Origin of the sequence: Leptolyngbya sp. GGD (assembly GCF_026735145.1) — a bacterium.
Classification (GTDB): domain Bacteria; phylum Cyanobacteriota; class Cyanobacteriia; order Leptolyngbyales; family Leptolyngbyaceae; genus Leptolyngbya; species Leptolyngbya boryana.
In genome coordinates, this window is record NZ_JAPQKE010000008.1 from 141943 (window position 1) to 159062 (window position 17120).

At 47.1% G+C, this 17120-nt stretch carries 9 protein-coding genes; 7 read left to right on the top strand and 2 right to left on the bottom strand.

What is annotated here, in order from left to right:
- The first annotated feature begins 316 nt into the window (after positions 1 to 316).
- The 7 genes from pflB to OU814_RS26525 all read left to right on the top strand — a co-directional run bounded on the left by pflB (position 317) and on the right by OU814_RS26525 (position 12713).
- Positions 317 to 2542 carry a formate C-acetyltransferase gene (gene pflB, locus OU814_RS26495; RefSeq protein WP_268242638.1) on the top strand — a complete coding sequence of 742 codons (2226 nt, stop codon included), beginning with the start codon at positions 317 to 319 and terminating at the stop codon, positions 2540 to 2542.
- A 92-nt stretch (positions 2543 to 2634) separates the two neighbouring features.
- The gene (gene pflA / locus OU814_RS26500; protein ID WP_017289001.1) at positions 2635 to 3381 is read left to right on the top strand and encodes a pyruvate formate-lyase-activating protein; all 747 of its coding nucleotides are present in this window, start codon (positions 2635 to 2637) and stop codon (positions 3379 to 3381) included.
- 45 nt (positions 3382 to 3426) lie between these two features.
- Positions 3427 to 6066: a bifunctional acetaldehyde-CoA/alcohol dehydrogenase gene (gene adhE, locus OU814_RS26505; protein WP_268242639.1), complete on the top strand. Its 2640-nt coding sequence runs from the start codon at positions 3427 to 3429 to the stop codon at positions 6064 to 6066.
- A gap of 10 nt (positions 6067 to 6076) precedes the next feature.
- A complete protein-coding gene (locus OU814_RS26510; RefSeq protein WP_268242640.1) occupies positions 6077 to 8830 on the top strand; it encodes a bifunctional acetate--CoA ligase family protein/GNAT family N-acetyltransferase in 2754 nt (917 codons plus the stop codon).
- An 11-nt stretch (positions 8831 to 8841) separates the two neighbouring features.
- Positions 8842 to 9633, top strand: coding sequence for a radical SAM protein (locus OU814_RS26515; RefSeq protein ID WP_268242641.1), 792 nt, complete (start codon positions 8842 to 8844; stop codon positions 9631 to 9633).
- An 11-nt stretch (positions 9634 to 9644) separates the two neighbouring features.
- Positions 9645 to 10268 carry a 4Fe-4S single cluster domain-containing protein gene (locus tag OU814_RS26520; protein WP_268242642.1) on the top strand — a complete coding sequence of 208 codons (624 nt, stop codon included), beginning with the start codon at positions 9645 to 9647 and terminating at the stop codon, positions 10266 to 10268.
- Between the two features lie 18 nt (positions 10269 to 10286).
- Positions 10287 to 12713 (top strand): phosphoketolase family protein, encoded by a 2427-nt coding sequence (locus OU814_RS26525; RefSeq protein WP_017288996.1) that lies wholly within the window; start codon positions 10287 to 10289, stop codon positions 12711 to 12713.
- 111 nt (positions 12714 to 12824) lie between these two features.
- Here OU814_RS26525 and OU814_RS26530 read toward each other — a convergent pair whose 3' ends face one another.
- On the bottom strand, positions 12825 to 14729 hold the full coding sequence (locus OU814_RS26530) for a tetratricopeptide repeat protein (protein WP_268242643.1): 1905 nt from the start codon (positions 14727 to 14729) through the stop codon (positions 12825 to 12827).
- 174 nt (positions 14730 to 14903) lie between these two features.
- Positions 14904 to 17099, bottom strand: a complete 2196-nt coding sequence (locus tag OU814_RS26535; protein WP_268242644.1) for a hypothetical protein — start codon at positions 17097 to 17099, stop codon at positions 14904 to 14906.
- Positions 17100 to 17120 lie beyond the last annotated feature (21 nt).

Genomic DNA, 17120 nt, shown 5'->3' on the forward strand with positions numbered 1-17120 from the left:
AATGGGCTAGAAACAGTGGCACAATGTCTCTATATCTGACGATTCGGGATGTTTAAAGCATTCAATTGGTTTAAATTCAAGAAAGATGGTGTCATTTACAGCATTCCAAAATCTAAACGAATGCTGTTTTTATTTGAGAATTTATTCCGAATCGATTTTTGTTATGTTTCTATCATGGTTAGCGATTTATTTAACATTTCAGTTGCGATTAACTTTGTGAATTGTAATATACTCAGAGTGCGAGAGAAAAGAGTTGATAGCAATGCTTCAGAGCATTCCTTCTTTTCCAAAATCCTTCACCAGAGGTGAGATAGATATGGTGAAACAATGGCAAGATTTTCAATCAGGCAATTGGATGCAAGAAATTGATGTTCGCAATTTCATCCAAACCAATTACACACCTTACACCGGAGATGATTCGTTTCTAGCAGGTGCAACTGAAACAACACAAAAGATTTGGAATCAAGTCAAAGATTTGATGAAGCTAGAGCGTGAGAAAGGTATTTTAGACGTAGATACAGCAACGGTTTCGTCGATTACAGCTCATGTTCCCGGATATGTCGATCGCGATTTAGAAAAGATCGTCGGTTTACAAACAGATCACCCTCTAAAACGGGCGATCATGCCCTTTGGTGGAATTCGAGTTGTGAAAGCTGCGCTCAAAGCTTATGGCTACGAGCTTGATCCCAACACCGAAGCGATCTTTCATTTCCGTAAGACTCATAATGATGGCGTGTTTGACGCTTACACTCAAGAAATGCGCTTAGCGCGGCATTCTGGCATCATTACAGGCTTGCCGGATGCCTATGGTCGAGGTCGCATCATTGGAGACTATCGGCGAGTTGCTTTATATGGGGTCGATCGCTTAATTGACGACAAAAAAGCTCAACTCAAATCGCTCGAAGTTGATTCGATTGATGAAACGGTGATCCGCGCCCGTGAAGAACTTTCCGAGCAAATCCGCGCTCTGTTTGAACTCAAAGAAATGGCAGCCGCTTACGGCTTCGACATTAGCCAACCTGCACAAACTGCTCAAGAGGCGATTCAGTGGCTTTATTTTGGCTATCTGGCAGCCGTGAAAGAGCAAAATGGGGCAGCGATGTCGATCGGGCGAATTTCGACCTTCCTGGACATTTATTGCGAACGGGATCTGGCTCAAGGACGGGTCACGGAATCAGAGCTGCAAGAACTGATCGATCACTTTGTCATGAAGCTCCGCATGGTGCGTTTCCTGCGGACTCCAGACTATAACGACCTGTTCTCAGGCGATCCCACTTGGGTGACTGAAAGTATCGGCGGCATGGGCGAAGATGGTCGTCCCTTGGTTACTAAGACCAGCTTCCGATTTTTACACACCCTTGAGAATTTAGGTGCTGCACCCGAACCGAATCTCACCGTACTCTGGTCAGAACAATTGCCGAGAGCGTTTAAGGAATTTTGTACTAAAACCTCGATCGCAACAAGCGCAATTCAGTACGAGAACGATGATGTGATGCGCCCGTATTGGGGAGATGACTACGCGATCGCGTGTTGTGTCTCGGCAATGCGCGTCGGCAAGCAAATGCAGTTTTTCGGAGCTAGAGTCAATCTTGCTAAATGTTTGCTCTATGCGATCAATGGCGGAAAAGATGAAAAATCGGGTGAGCAAATTGCTCCTGCTGCTGAACCAATCACGTCGGACTTCCTAGAGTATGAAGAAGTGCTGAGTAAATTCAAGGCAATGATGGCTTGGTTAGCCAAAGCTTACATCAATACTTTGAATGTGATTCACTACATGCACGACAAGTACTGTTATGAACGCCTAGAAATGGCATTACATGACAGAGACATTCTCCGAACCATGGCATGCGGAATTGCCGGACTCTCTGTTGCGACCGATGCGCTTTCTGCCATCAAATATGCAAAAGTCAAAGTTCTACGCAACAATGCCGGACTTGCCGTTGATTATGAAATTGAAGGTGATTTTCCGAAGTATGGCAACAATGACGATCGAGTCGATCAGATTGCGGTCAGTCTGGTAACAGAATTTATGAGCGAACTTCGGAAACATAAAACTTACCGGGATGCTGTTCCGACCCAATCGGTGTTAACGATTACGTCGAATGTCGTTTACGGCAAGAAAACCGGAAACACACCCGATGGTCGAAAAGCAGGCGCGCCGTTTGCACCCGGAGCCAATCCGATGCACGGACGAGATAGTAAGGGAGCGATCGCTTCTTTGGCTTCTGTCGCCAAACTGCCTTATTCAGAGTCACAAGACGGAATTTCTAACACATTCTCGATTGTGCCTACGGCTCTCGGCAGAACTGTTGGGGATCGCGTCAATAACCTGACTGGAATGTTAGATGGCTATTTCCATCAAGGCGGACATCACATCAATGTGAATGTGCTCGATCGTGAAATGCTGCTAGACGCAATGGATCATCCAGAACTGTATCCTCAACTCACGATTCGCGTGTCAGGCTATGCCGTGAACTTCATCAAACTGACGCGAGAACAGCAGTTAGATGTGTTAGAGCGAACATTCCACGATCGCTTTTAGAATGGGATAATCCAGCCGTGTCGCAGATGTCCCAAGGGATTCGTAAAACTGTGCCACCAGAACCATTTATTTGATCCGAGAAAGTAGCACCTATGACGAATACGCTCTCAAAAACAGCAGGCTACATCCACTCAATCGAAACCTGTGGCACAGCCGATGGTCCCGGCATCCGCTTTATTATCTTTACCTCTGGGTGTCCTCTTCGCTGTCTATACTGTTGCAATCCCGACTGTCGCCATCTCGAAGATGGAAAGCTAGTAACGGTCGATGAACTGATCGAGGAGATCCAAAAATATATTCCCTACATGCAGGCTTCTGGCGGTGGAGTCAACGCCTGCGGAGGGGAACCGCTTTTTCAGCCCCAATTTGTTCGAGAGATCTTTAAACGATGTCACGAACTCAAGATCCATACAGCGCTTGATACATCTGGATTTTGTGAGTTGAATGTTGCAAAGCCTGTGCTCGAGTATACCGACCTTGTGTTACTAGATATTAAATCATTCGATGCAAGCACTTACCACAAAGTAACGGGTGTTAATATCGAACCAACTTTAACTCTTGCTCGGTATCTGAATCAGATTCACAAACCGGTTTGGATTCGATTTGTGCTTGTACCTGGTTTAACAGATGATCCCCAGAATATTGCTGGGCTAGCAGATTTTCTAGCAACGCTCACCAATATCGAAAGAGTTGATGTTTTACCGTTTCATAAAATGGGCGAGTACAAATGGGAGCAATTAGGCTATGACTATCAGCTAAAAGACACCCCAAACCCAACTTCAGAGCAAGTTCAAGCCGCGATCGACATTTTCAAAAGTCGCAATCTCAATGCTATGTAACTTGCTCAACCTAAAATAATCGCTACTCTCATCGGGACGGAATTTATGAACATTGTCGCCGAAAAACCACAAGATCTCGAAACTCTGATTCAGCAAGTCAAAGCGGCTCAAGCTGTCTATGCAACCTACACACAAGAGCAGGTTGATCTGATTTTCAAAAAAGCAGCGCAAGCTGCAAACGAAGCGAGAATTCCGTTAGCGAAGCGTGCCGTTGCAGAAACAGGCATGGGAATTGTCGAAGACAAAGTGATCAAGAATCACTTTGCATCGGAATTTATCTATAACAAGTACAAGCACGAGCAGACCTGCGGCATTCTAGAAGATGACCCTGCCTTCGGCTATCAAAGAATTGCCGAACCGATTGGCATCCTCGCTGGAATTGTGCCCGTCACGAATCCCACTTCGACGACGATTTTCAAGGCGTTGCTGGCACTCAAAACCCGCAACGCCATTATTTTTTCCCCTCATCCCAGAGCGAAACAATGTACTGCGGCGGCTGCCAAAATTGTGCTTGATGCTGCGATCGCAGCAGGCGCACCTGAAGGCTTGATCGGTTGGATCGAAGAACCGACGATTGAGCGATCGCAGGCTTTAATGCAGCACCCAGATATTAAATTGATCATCGCAACTGGCGGCCCTGGAATGGTCAAAGCCGCTTATTCATCCGGTCATCCATCGTTAGGAGTCGGTGCTGGAAACACGCCAGCCATCATTGATGAAACGGCAAACATTAAAATGGCAGTCTCATCGATTTTACTCAGTAAGACGTTTGACAACGGCATGATTTGCGCGAGCGAACAATCGGTTGTGATTGTCGATGCCGTGTATGAAGCCGTGAAGCAGGAATTTATCGATCGAGGTGCATATTTCCTCGATGCAGCAGAACGCGATCGCCTCCGAGACTGCGTCCTCGAAAATGGTCACTTAAATCCTAAAATCGTTGGGCAGTCTGTTGCTCGGCTTGCTGAACTAGCAGATCTGCAATTTGAAGCAGGCATTCCGAAAGTGCTCATGGCAGAAGTGGAAGAAATCGGCACTCAAGAACCGCTGTCTTATGAAAAACTTTCGCCGATTCTGGCAGTGTATCGAGCCAGTGATTTTGAAGATGCGGTGCTGAAAGCCGAGAAGATTGTCGAGTTTGGCGGATTAGGACATACTTCAGTTCTCTATACTCAGCCCGCAAACACCGAGCATATTCGACACTTTGAGAATGTGTTGCGAACCTCGCGGGTGTTGATCAATACTCCTGCGTCTCAAGGTGCGATCGGAGATTTATACAATTTCCGGCTTGATCCATCGCTGACATTGGGATGCGGCAGTTGGGGCGGCAATACTGTGTCTGAAAACGTTGCGGCTCATCACTTGCTGAACATTAAAACCGTATCGCAGCGGCGTGAAAATATGCTGTGGTTCCGCGTTCCCCCGAAAGTTTACTTCCGGGATGGGTGCTTACCTGTAGCTCTCAAGGAACTAACCGGAAAACATCGAGCTTTTGTGATTACGGATAAGCCGCTATTTGAACTGGGCGTTTCGGAAAAAGTGACGCAGGTTCTAGAAGGAATTGGCATTACACATCAAACTTTCTATGATGTCGAACCTGATCCATCTTTAGAAACGATCGAGAAAGGCTTAGCTCAAATCAACCTCTTTCAGCCCGATGTGATTATTGCCATTGGTGGAGGTTCGCCGATGGATGCTGCAAAAGTCATGTGGCTGATGTATGAGCAACCGGATACCGAGTTTGAAGGCTTAGCAACTCGCTTCATGGATATTCGCAAGCGTGTCTATGAAGTCCAACCTTTAGGGCAAAAAGCGAGCATGGTTTGCATTCCAACCACGTCAGGAACGGGTTCGGAAGTCACACCGTTTGCTGTTGTTACAGACCAGCACACTGGGATTAAATATCCGCTTGCCGATTATGCGCTCACGCCGAATATGGCGATCGTCGATCCTGATCTCGTGATGCAGATGCCAAAACGCCTGACTGCATATGGCGGTATCGATGCCTTGACCCATGCCCTCGAAGCTTATGTGTCAGTCTTTGCGTCAGAGTTTACGAATGGGCTAGCTTTAGAAGCAATTCGCTTACTTCTGAAGTATTTACCTGCGGCTTACAAAGAAGGCGCAAACAATCCCAAAGCTCGCGAGAAAGTGCATTATGCGTCAACGATGGCAGGGATGGCGTTTGCGAATGCATTCTTAGGCATTTGTCATTCAATGGCACATAAACTCGGTTCGACTTTCCATGTCCCGCATGGGCTTGCCAATGCTTTACTCATCTCCCATGTGATTCGGTACAATGCCACCGATGTTCCGTTCAAGCAAGCAATTTTTCCACAGTACAAATATCCGAATGTGAAATGGCGCTATGCGGTGATTGCTGAGTATGTGGGCATTACGGGCGCAACGGATGAAGAAAAGATTGAGAAATTGATTGCCGCGATCGAAGATCTCAAAGAGCAGCTTGACATTCCAAAAACGATTAAAGCAGCGCTGTCCGAAGACGATCGAGCCTTCTATTCACAAGTGGAATGGATGGCAGAGCAAGCGTTTGATGATCAATGTACAGGTGCAAACCCACGCTATCCACTGATTGAAGACCTCAAAGCTTTGTACATTCAAGCCTATGAAGGCAATGCAACTACGCTAGGACAGGCTGAAAACCAAGCTCTAGTAGCACCGTAAGGGGGATTGCATGACTATTGTTTCTTTCGCAAATTGTCAGAGCGATCGCGTTCATGACATTTGGCGCTCTGGATATCATCCGCTGGATGCAATCTTCTCACCGAAAACGATTGCCGTCATTGGTGCAACTGAGCGAGATGGCAGTGTAGGAAGAACGGTACTCTGGAACTTGATGAGCCATCCATTTGGAGGCACAATTTTTCCAGTAAATCCGCAACGACCGAGCGTTTTGGGAATTAAAGCGTATCCCACGATCGCGGACGTTCCCGAAGCAGTTGATCTCGCGATTATTGCCACGCCTGCGCCGACGGTTCCTGATCTTGTCGGCGAATGTGTGGATGCGAATGTCAAGGGTGTGATTATTCTTTCGGCTGGCTTTCGTGAAGTTGGCTCAGCGGGTGTCGAGCTAGAACAACAAATTCGCGCCCATCTGAAACGAGGTCAGTTGAGATTGATTGGTCCAAACTGTCTCGGTGTCATGAATCCTCATCTGGGTTTGAATGCAACCTTTGCAAATTCGATCGCGAAACCTGGAAAAGTCGGATTTATCAGCCAGAGTGGGGCTTTGTGTAGTGCGATTTTGGATTGGAGCTTTCATGAAAATGTGGGCTTTAGCTCATTTATCTCGATCGGCTCGATGCTCGATGTCGATTGGGGCGATTTGATTTACTATCTCGGTGATGATCCCCACACTGAGAGCATCGTGATCTATATGGAATCGATCGGTGATCCACGATCGTTTCTTTCTGCCGCACGAGAAGTTGCACTGACTAAACCGATTATTGTGATTAAAGCCGGACGAACTGAAGCAGCGGCTAAAGCTGCCACGTCTCATACCGGAGCAATGGCGGGTAGCGATGATGTGTTTAATGCTGCACTGCGACGCTGTGGTGTTCTGAGAGTCGATAGCATTTCTGACTTGTTTGATATGGCAGAAGTGCTAGCAAAACAGCCTCGTCCGAAAGGTTCACGACTGACAATCATTACCAATGCAGGTGGCCCCGGTGTGCTTGCAACCGATGCTTTAGTGACAAATGGTGGAACTTTAGCTGAGCTATCACCCGAAACGATTAAGGCACTCAATCAGCATCTTCCTGCACATTGGAGTCATCACAATCCCATCGATATTCTTGGAGATGCGGAACCTGAACGTTATGCCAAAGCATTAGAGATTGCTGCTCAAGATCCCAATAGTGATGGATTGCTTGTCATTCTCACGCCGCAAGCAATGACCGACCCAACTCGAACGGCTCAGCAATTGCAGTCTTACTCTCAACTGGGTAAACCCATTCTTACCAGTTGGATGGGAAATTCAGAAATTGCAGCCGGAGCAGAGTTGCTCAATCAAGCCAAGATTCCAACCTTTGCTTACCCGGATACTGCGGCGCGATTGTTTAACTATATGTGGCGATATAGCTACAATCTGCGCGGCATCTACGAAACGCCAACTTTAGCCGAAGCTGAGACAGTAAATCGGCTCGAAATTGAACAGATCATTCAAAACGCGAGAACCGCACGAAGAACCCTACTCACAGAGTTTGAATCCAAGCAATTTCTCGCGGCTTATGGCATTCCAACTGTTGAAACTCAGGTGGCTCGGAGTGCGGAAGCAGCAGTTCAAGTGGCTGAAAAGCTAGGCTATCCAGTCGTGCTGAAACTGTATTCAGAAACGATTACCCACAAAACCGATGTTGGGGGTGTGCAATTAAACTTGCTGAATGCAGAGGCAGTTCGTGAGGCTTATCAAGCGATCGCGGCAACCGTTTTACAACGCACCCAGGACTCACAAGCTTTTCTTGGAGTCACCGTACAACCGATGATTCAAAGAGAGGGGTACGAATTAATCATTGGCAGCAGCCTTGATCCCCAATTTGGGTCTGTGATGCTATTCGGCTCTGGAGGGCAACTCGTTGAAGTGTATCGCGATCGCGCGATCGCACTTCCTCCCCTAAATACAACGCTGGCTCGGCGAATGATGGAACAAACGCATATCTATCGAGCATTGCAGGGAGTACGAGGACGTAAAGCGGTCGATCTCGCCGCCCTAGAGCAACTCTTAGTTCGGTTTAGTCAGTTAGTCGTTGAGCAGCGATGGATTAAAGAGATTGAAATTAATCCTTTGCTTGCTTCAGCTGATAAGCTCTTGGCTTTGGATGCAAGGATTGTTCTACATGATCCGGATGTGACTGAAGCTGAACTCCCGAAATTAGCAGTTCGTCCTTATCCTAGTCAGTTTACTTGGAAGTACAAGCTATCTGATCAAAAAGAGGTGACGATTCGCCCGATTCGCCCTGAAGATGAGCCTTTGCTGATTCAATTCCATCAAACTTTGTCAGAGGAAAGCGTATATTTTCGCTACTTCCATATGATTGGGCTAAAACAGCGGATTGCTCACGAACGTCTGACTCGACTGTGTTTTATTGACTACGATCGCGAACTTGCTCTAGTCGCTGAAAGGAAAGATGCTCAAACCGGAGCATCTGAGATTTTAGCAATTGCAAGGCTGAGTAAACTACATGCGACGAATGATGCAGAGTTTGGAATGATGGTCAACGATCGCTATCAGCGTCAAGGGCTTGGAACCATGTTGCTCAACTGCTTGCTGAAGGTCGGACGGCATGAGCATCTTGAGCGCATTCGTGCTGAGATTCTTTGCGAAAACAGAGCGATGCAGCGCGTCTGTGAGAAACTGGGGTTTCAGCTCAGGCGGGATGCAGAAGAAGGCGTGATGAAAGCAGAGATTTCATTCACGATCGACGAGTAAGGAGAAATTCCATGCAAACCACGCAATTCGCTTCAGTGTATGGGCCTGTAAAATCTTGGCGTTTCGGTCGATCGCTCGGCATCGATCCGATTGGTTCAGTTTCAACTTGCTCATTTAACTGTGTTTACTGTCAACTGGGAGAAATCGAGCAGCACAACGCAACTCGCAAAATCTTTGTCCCGACAGAGCGAATTCGGCAGGATCTTCTTGGCTTTCAGCCTTGGGATATTGATGTCATCACGTTGAGCGGAAGCGGTGAACCGACGCTAGCTCAAAATCTGGGCGAAATCATTACGATGGCTCAGATTCTCACTGGTAAATCGGTCGGAGTGCTGACCAATGGCAGCCTACTGGGGGATTTCTCAGTGCGTGCGGAATTAGCGATCGCCGATTTCGTCGCTGTCAAAATTGATGCCGTCTCTGATCAACAATTTCAAGGCATTAACCGCCCCGTTCAAAATTTGACTCTCGACAAAATTTGGTCAGGTTTGAAGCAATTTCGACAACGCTACCGAGGACAGCTTGCCATTCAAACAATGCTGCTTTCTCCCTGGCGCGATCAAGACCAAATCAACTACATTACCCACCTACAAGAACTATGCCCCCAAGAAATTCAACTCAATACGCCCACGCGCCCTAAACCGCTAGAACATCAATTAGATGCGCGGGGCAACCATGAACTGCTTCAGTCTTATCCAGTGCGATCGCTTAAACCCGTGAGCGAAGAAGTGCTGAAGCAGTTTCGCGATCGCATTCAAGCTGTGCTTGATGTTCCAGTTCGGTATCCCGCTTTAATCCATTGAGGTGAAAGACTATGCACACCAAACCTGACGCTTATCAAGAACTGCTCGAGATTCCCCCTGGATATCTCAACATTATGGGCTATGTGGATGAGTCAGCCGTGAACGGTCCTGGATACCGAGCGGTGATTTGGGTGCAAGGATGCTTACGCGAATGTCCAGGATGTTTTAATCCAGCGTCTTGGTCGTTTGAAGCGAATCAACTGGTCACAGTTGAGAGTCTAGTCGAGAAGATTTTGAGCAACGATCGCAATCAAGGTGTGACTTTTTCCGGTGGAGAACCGTTCTGGCAAGCTCCTGCGCTTGCAAGTCTGGCGCGCCAAGTGAAAGCTGCTGGATTGAATGTGATGTCGTTTACTGGATTCACCTTAGAGCAATTGCGATCCGAGTTTGCTCCAGCAGGCGCTCAAGATCTGCTTGCAGAACTCGATTTAATGATTGATGGTGCTTATGTTGAATCATTAGCGATTCACAGTCCTGACTCTCTTGTGTCTTCAAGCAATCAGAGAGTGCATGTCTTTAATCCGGAATTGCATGATCGCTTAACTTGGGCGAGCGATCAAATTGAAATTCACGTCCTCAAAAATGGCGATCGCATTATTACTGGCTTCCAAGGTCAGATGTCTCTCACAGAGTAATTTAAGGAGTAGAAAGCGATGGTAACCACTCCCGCAGCAGAACGGTCGATTAGTCCGTATGGTGAAGCACGATCGACCGTTCAAGGATCGCCGCTCAGTACTGAAGAAGCGCGCAAAATTCATGCGTTTTGGCAAGCCTGCAACTATCTTGCAGTCGGCATGATTTACTTGCGTGACAATCCGCTTCTGCAAGAACCCCTCAAGCCTGAACATATCAAAAACCGTCTGCTCGGTCACTGGGGATCGAGTCCAGGTCTAAGCTTTATCTATACTCATTGCAATCGCCTGATCAAGAAGTTTGATCTCGATATGATTTTCTTGGCAGGTCCTGGGCACGGTGCGCCCGGTGTGCTAGCTCCCATCTATCTAGAAGGAACCTATTCGGAAGTCTTCTCAGATAAAAGCGAAGATACCGAAGGACTGCTGCGCTTCTTCAAACAGTTCTCTTTTCCGGGCGGCATCGGCAGCCATTGCACGCCTGAAACCCCCGGATCAATTCACGAGGGGGGTGAGCTAGGGTACAGTGTCTCTCACGCCTATGGAACTGTCTTTGACAATCCAGACTTGATCAGTGTAGTTGTCGTCGGCGATGGTGAATCGGAAACAGGCCCGCTCGCGACTGCTTGGCACTCGAACAAGTTTATCAATCCGGCACGCGATGGCGCGGTCTTGCCAATTCTGCACTTGAATGGCTACAAGATTAACAATCCCACAATTCTGTCGCGTGTCAGTCACGAAGAACTCGAAGATCTGTTCAGTGGCTACGGCTATAAGCCTTACTTTGTGGAGGGAAGTGATCCCGAAACCATGCATCAGGCAATGGCTGCGACCTTAGAGCATTGTGTGAACGAAATTAAAGCCATTCAGCAACAAGCTCGCAGCAGCGATGTCGCTCAACGCCCTCGCTTTCCGATGATTATTTTTCGGACTCCCAAAGGCTGGACAGGACCTCAGACAGTCGATGGGCATAAAGTAGAAGGATTTTGGCGATCGCACCAAGTTCCCTTATCTGAAATGCAGCACAATCCGGAGCATCTTCAACAGCTAGAAGCTTGGATGAGAAGCTACAAACCAGAGGAACTCTTTGATCAAAATGGCAAGCTACTCGCTGAACTTAAGGATATGGCTCCGACTGGGACGCATCGCATGAGTGCGAATCCTCATGCTAATGGTGGGATTCTGCGTCGGGCTTTAAAAATGCCAAACTTCCGCGACTATGCGATTGACGTGCCCAAACCAGGACAGCTCGAAGTTGGAAATACTGTGCCGTTAGGCAAATTTCTGCGGGACATCATGAAGATGAACCCGAACAACTTCCGAGTCTTCGGGCCGGATGAAACGACTTCTAACAAGCTGAATGCAATTTACGAAGTCAGTAAGAAATTCTGGATTGCAGATTATTTGCCTGAAGACGAAGACGGCGGCGAACTCTCTCCAGACGGGCGCGTGATGGAAATGTTGAGCGAGCATACCTTAGAAGGCTGGCTCGAAGGCTATCTCCTCACGGGACGACATGGATTCTTCTCAACGTATGAAGCATTTGTGCATGTGATCGATTCGATGTTTAACCAACATGCGAAATGGTTAGAAATTTGCAATCATCTCTCTTGGCGCGAAGACATTGCATCATTGAATCTTTTAATTACGTCTACAGTGTGGCGGCAAGACCATAACGGCTTTACTCACCAAGATCCAGGCTTTCTAGATCTCGTTGTTAACAAGAGTCCTTCTGTGACTCGGATTTACTTACCGCCCGATGTCAATTCGTTGCTTTCTGTAGCCGATCATTGTTTGAGAAGTACTAACTATATCAATGTGATTGTTTCTGACAAGCAACTCCACTTCCAGTATATGGATATGGATACAGCGATTAAACATTGTACAAAGGGACTTGGCATCTGGGATTGGGCGAGTAATGACCAGGGAACAGAACCCGATGTTGTGATGGCAACAGCGGGAGACATTCCCACTCAGGAAGCATTAGCTGCGACAGCGTTACTGCGGCAAGAATTTGCGGATGTGAAGATCCGATTTGTGAACGTCGTTGATCTGTTTAAGCTTCAACCCGATACAGAGCATCCGCATGGATTAAGCGATCGAGATTTTGACAGTCTGTTCACAACTGATAAACCGATCATTTTCAACTTCCACGGCTATCCTTGGTTGATTCACCGTCTGGCTTACCGTCGGACGAATCACGCAAATCTGCATGTCCGAGGCTACAAAGAGAAAGGCAATATCAACACGCCTTTAGAACTGGCGATTAACAATAATATCGATCGCTTTAGTCTCGCAATGGATGTTATCGATCGCGTTCCCAGACTCAGAACAACGGGCGCTCATGCGAAAGAAAAGTTCAAAAACATGCAAATTCAATGTCGCCAGTATGCGTATGAACATGGGATTGATCAACCTGAAGTGATTAACTGGAGATGGAATCTTTAGGACTACTCATAGTTCACGACAATTAAGCTGATAGAGAGATAGGGAGTAATCTAAGTTTGGGTTCTCCCCATCTCTCTCCTAACTCTCTCCATTTCGCACGTTCAGAGTCTGCTATGTGTGGAGCAGATTCAAGGATTGTTCTAAAAGAGGGATTGCTTTTGCAGATTGATTTTGCGTGAGATAGAGATGAGCGATCGCAATTAAATTTGCCCGAACAAAATCTTGATGCTGCGCAGACCGAGAAAGTTTCGCTAAAAGGGACTGCGCTACCTCTGGCTGATTTGCTGCAATGGCTTCTAACACAGCAAATTGAATGATGGATGCTTTGAAGGTGCAGTACTGGTCGGGAATCTTTTGGATCAGTTGATCCGCTTTTGTAAAATTGCGGGCGCGACTATAGAAGGTTGCAAAACTGCCGAGGTTGATGGCTGTTGTTCCTGCGATCGAGGGCTGAACTGGAATTGCTGTAACGGGTGGAGTAGGTTTTTCGGGTTGGAAGGATGAGGCACTTAGCCGGACATACTCAAAAAATCGCCATAGAGCGGATTCGTCAGGAGGAGTGGGTGAGATGGGTAGCAAAGGTTCAAACGCTGGAAATTTTGGTTTTTGCGATCGTTGCTCAAAGCTTCGCAATTGTCGATCGAGCAGTTGATTTGCCTGCTCAAAATCACCCGCTTCTGCAAACTGAACTGCAATCGTCGGCAAAAGGGGCTGAATGTTTTGCTGAGTTGCTAAAGATAAGGCTTCTTGCAGTAAGGTGCGTGCTTTCGTTTGGTATCCGACCTGATTGAGTGCGGATGTAGTCTGAAGTAGGCGAATCAGATCTCCGTTGTTGCCGCGCATGGTTGAGATCACACGATCGCTGAGTGCGGATTGATTTGCCAGTGCTGCTTTGTAAGCAACCATCGCTTGTAATTTCGGTTCTGCTAATGATGAAATTGCCGCTGCGGATGCCCATTGTTCTGTTTGAAGAAAACGCTGGATGATCCGTTGAGCCGTCTCTTGTTGTAGCTTCGCATCTTTGATCGAAAGTAGAAATCGTTGGCTTTGTTGAACATTTTTTTGTTCTGCAAATTGTCGCGCGATCGCGGATCGGGTTGAATCTTGACGATGGAAGCTAAAGGAATCCGGATCAGCTTGCACTGGGAGCTTTTGAATCAAGTCTGCAACTGTGGTTAAATCTCCAATGGCAGCATAAGCAAGGCTTAAGTGATGGGTCAAGTCAGGGTTCACAGACAGGCTATTTGATCCTGTTTCGATGTTGAGTTTCATGAGTTCAGCCCGTGCGCGATCGCGCTGTCCGATGCGAGCAAATTCTTGAATCATCCTGAGCCGATTAGATAGGTTGCGAGGTTCCGATCGCGCTTGATCTGCTAGGGATTCGAGTAGAGATCGGGCTGCCTGAAAATCTCCTGCTTGACGATAGACGACTGCTAAATTCACCCATTCGGAAAGTTGATCGTCTTGGGTCAGCACAGAGCGAATCTTTGCTGCAATTTTTAGAGTGATAGGTTGATTGGGATATAACTCCGCTAGTACAATCCACCACAGCAATTTGCCGTTTTTGATCGGGAGTTGATCGACCACGTTCAGTATCCAATCGGCTTGATCTTGAACAGGTAGAGTCCGCGCCGCGAGAAAGATCGCATCAATATCTCCAAATCCAGTCAGGTTGAGCTTAGGCACATGTGCGGTTGCAGCAGCTTGATCTCCAGCGATAAGAGACTGAATCATGACTAAGGTTGAGAGATCTTTAGGGGCGAGCTTGAAGCGCGATCGCATCTGCTCGTTGACCTGAGCAGCGCGTTCTGGTTGACCTGCTTTGAGAAATGCGATCGCAATTTCTGCCATTTCTTTTCCTTGCTGACTTTTCGCCAATTGAGGATCACTTAACGGAATCGCGCGATCGTCTCCACCATAGGGACTGATGCAGGCTGGCTTAGCCTGCGCCAGACTCATCGAAGGCAGACCAACGAGTTGCAGACTGAGAAGTGTGACCGGGAAAAGTTTGTGCATTGGTCGAGGAGATTACGTTGAATCGGTATAGGATTTTGCGATCGTGAGCAAATGCAAACCGCGATCGCGTAACTTTGAATCAGAATAGTCTTCCTCAGCAAAGTGGGTTTAGCCCGTGGATAGAATTCCTAGGCTAAACCGCAACGAACTGAAAACCCAGGGAAATTTTCTCGACTAGCTTGAAATTGCACATCTCACCTTTTCGAGTGCTTGATCGCGAGTCTTCTTCTCTTTCAAAGTATTCGCAACTTTCAAAGCCTGAGCGGGTTGCTTCAATCGAGCGTACTGAACCGCGATCGCTTCAATCAAACTTCCGCGATCATTCTCCATCTCGATCACCGTTCCCCCCTCTGCACCCAATCGATCAAACTGAGATTCTTCTCCTGGAATCGTTTGAGCAACTTTGAAGGCTTGAGCGAGGAAAGGAAGCGCTTTATCGGTCTGTTTGAGTTGGGTGTAGCGTTGAGCGATCGCCAGCAGTAATTGAGTTTGACCACTGGCTGAATTTAATCGAGGCACAATGGAAGTTGCCATATCAAATCGATTTTGCGCTAATGCCATTCCTGCAACTGTCTGTAGGCGTTGAAAGCGCTTTTCAGGCAACACAGAACCGTTTGCAAGCTGAAAGGCTCCATCTATCTGATTGGCTTCTCGAAACAGTTCAAACGGATTGTCTATTCGTCCACCTAGCTGCATATCATTCTGATTCATCTTGCTCTTAACAACGCGATCGAGCAATCTCTGAGTCGTTCCAGTATCTCCTATCTGAGCGTAAGAAAGGGCAAGTACTGCTACCCCAATGTATTCAATGTCATCTGGCTCGTTCGTGTCGCCGCCCTCACGCTGAAGTCGGTCACGGGATGCTTTCATCAATGCGCTAATTTGCTGCTCAGTGGTCTGAAGCAAATTCTTTGCCCAAGCTGTTTGTCCAGATTGATGAGCAGCCAGCGCGATCGTAGATTTCAATCGAATCTGCAACACTGGGCGATTCGCGATCGGCAACTTTTCTGTCCACTGCAAAGCTTGCAGATGCCGACCTTTCTGAGCATGAGATGTCGTGATTCTCTCAACATCTTGATCCGTCAGACCAAAATCAACCTTTGAAATGCGATTCCATTCTTGGATAAACCAATCAAACTGCTCCGCTTCAGTCGCAGTGTTTATCAGATTAACAAGTTCAAATCTGTGCCAACTGCTATCTTGCTGATTCAGGATCTCAGTCAATTGCTGAGAAAGCAGTTTCTTCGCTTTGACTGGCTCATTTGCACGAACATCAGCCAAAAGAATGACCTTGTAAGCTTCTTTCTTGAAAGATGGCATCTCAGAATTGATAGCAAGCTGTCTTGCTGCATCTCTTCGACCTACCTCGACTAGATTGACGACGAGATCTCTTCTCAGCATTTCTGAAGTATAGAAATCGCTGACTAGGTTTGGAGTGGCAGCAATCGCCATTGCCTGATCAAACCGTTTTGTCGCTATTCCTGGTTGTTGAGCACGCTCATAAGCTACGGCAACTTTTCCAAGTGCGATCGCTTTTTGCATCGGATGTGTAATGGTTTGAATCGCTTGATCTGCATTGCCTAATTGCTTAATTCTGATGTAGTTCTCAGCAATTGCTCTGAATACGAGCGCGTGTGATTCTGAATTTTTAGGCAGCTTAGCCGCGATCGCTCTTGCTTTCGTAAAATTCTCATCTTCAGCATGGAGTGTTGCGAGTCGAACGAGTCGGACAGCTCGATCGGATTGCTGAATCTGCTGAATTGCTTTCTCAGCTTGGGTGAGACTGGTTTGAGCGATTTGCGGTTGAGGCAATGCAGCATATCCTGCGGCAATATCGAGTAACCGATCTGCTTTTTCAGTTGTTCCCTGAACAAAACGCACAGCATCCCGAGCTTGATTGAGAGCATTGATCGCAGATGGGAACTGATTGAGAACAATGTAGGATTTTGCGATCGCAGCGAAGGCACGAGTTTTAATTGAGCTATGGTTTGGTTTCAGCCGTTGCGTAATTTGATAAAGCTGATCTAAGATTTGCGTCGTCTGTTTTTTGTCAGAAAATTTCAGCAACTGCTCAATTCGAGTCCCGTTGTTGTCTTCTAAAAGCCACTGCTCGACTGTATTATGAGGATATTGCGTTCGCGGTGTGATCAACAAAGCTTCTCTTAAAGTTCGCACCGTTGTTGCCAGATCACCATTGTCTAGTGCAACACGAGCTTGATCGCGCAGCGCATATTCATCAGTATCTAACGTTTGATCTGGAGTGCAAATAGAAGTTTGAGCAACGGCTGGAAGCTCGATCGCTGGATAAGCCTGCAATCCTGTAACTGTTAGTAGTGTGAGGAGAACAGAGAACCGGGTAAAACGAATCATAAGCAATGAATTTCAATCTAC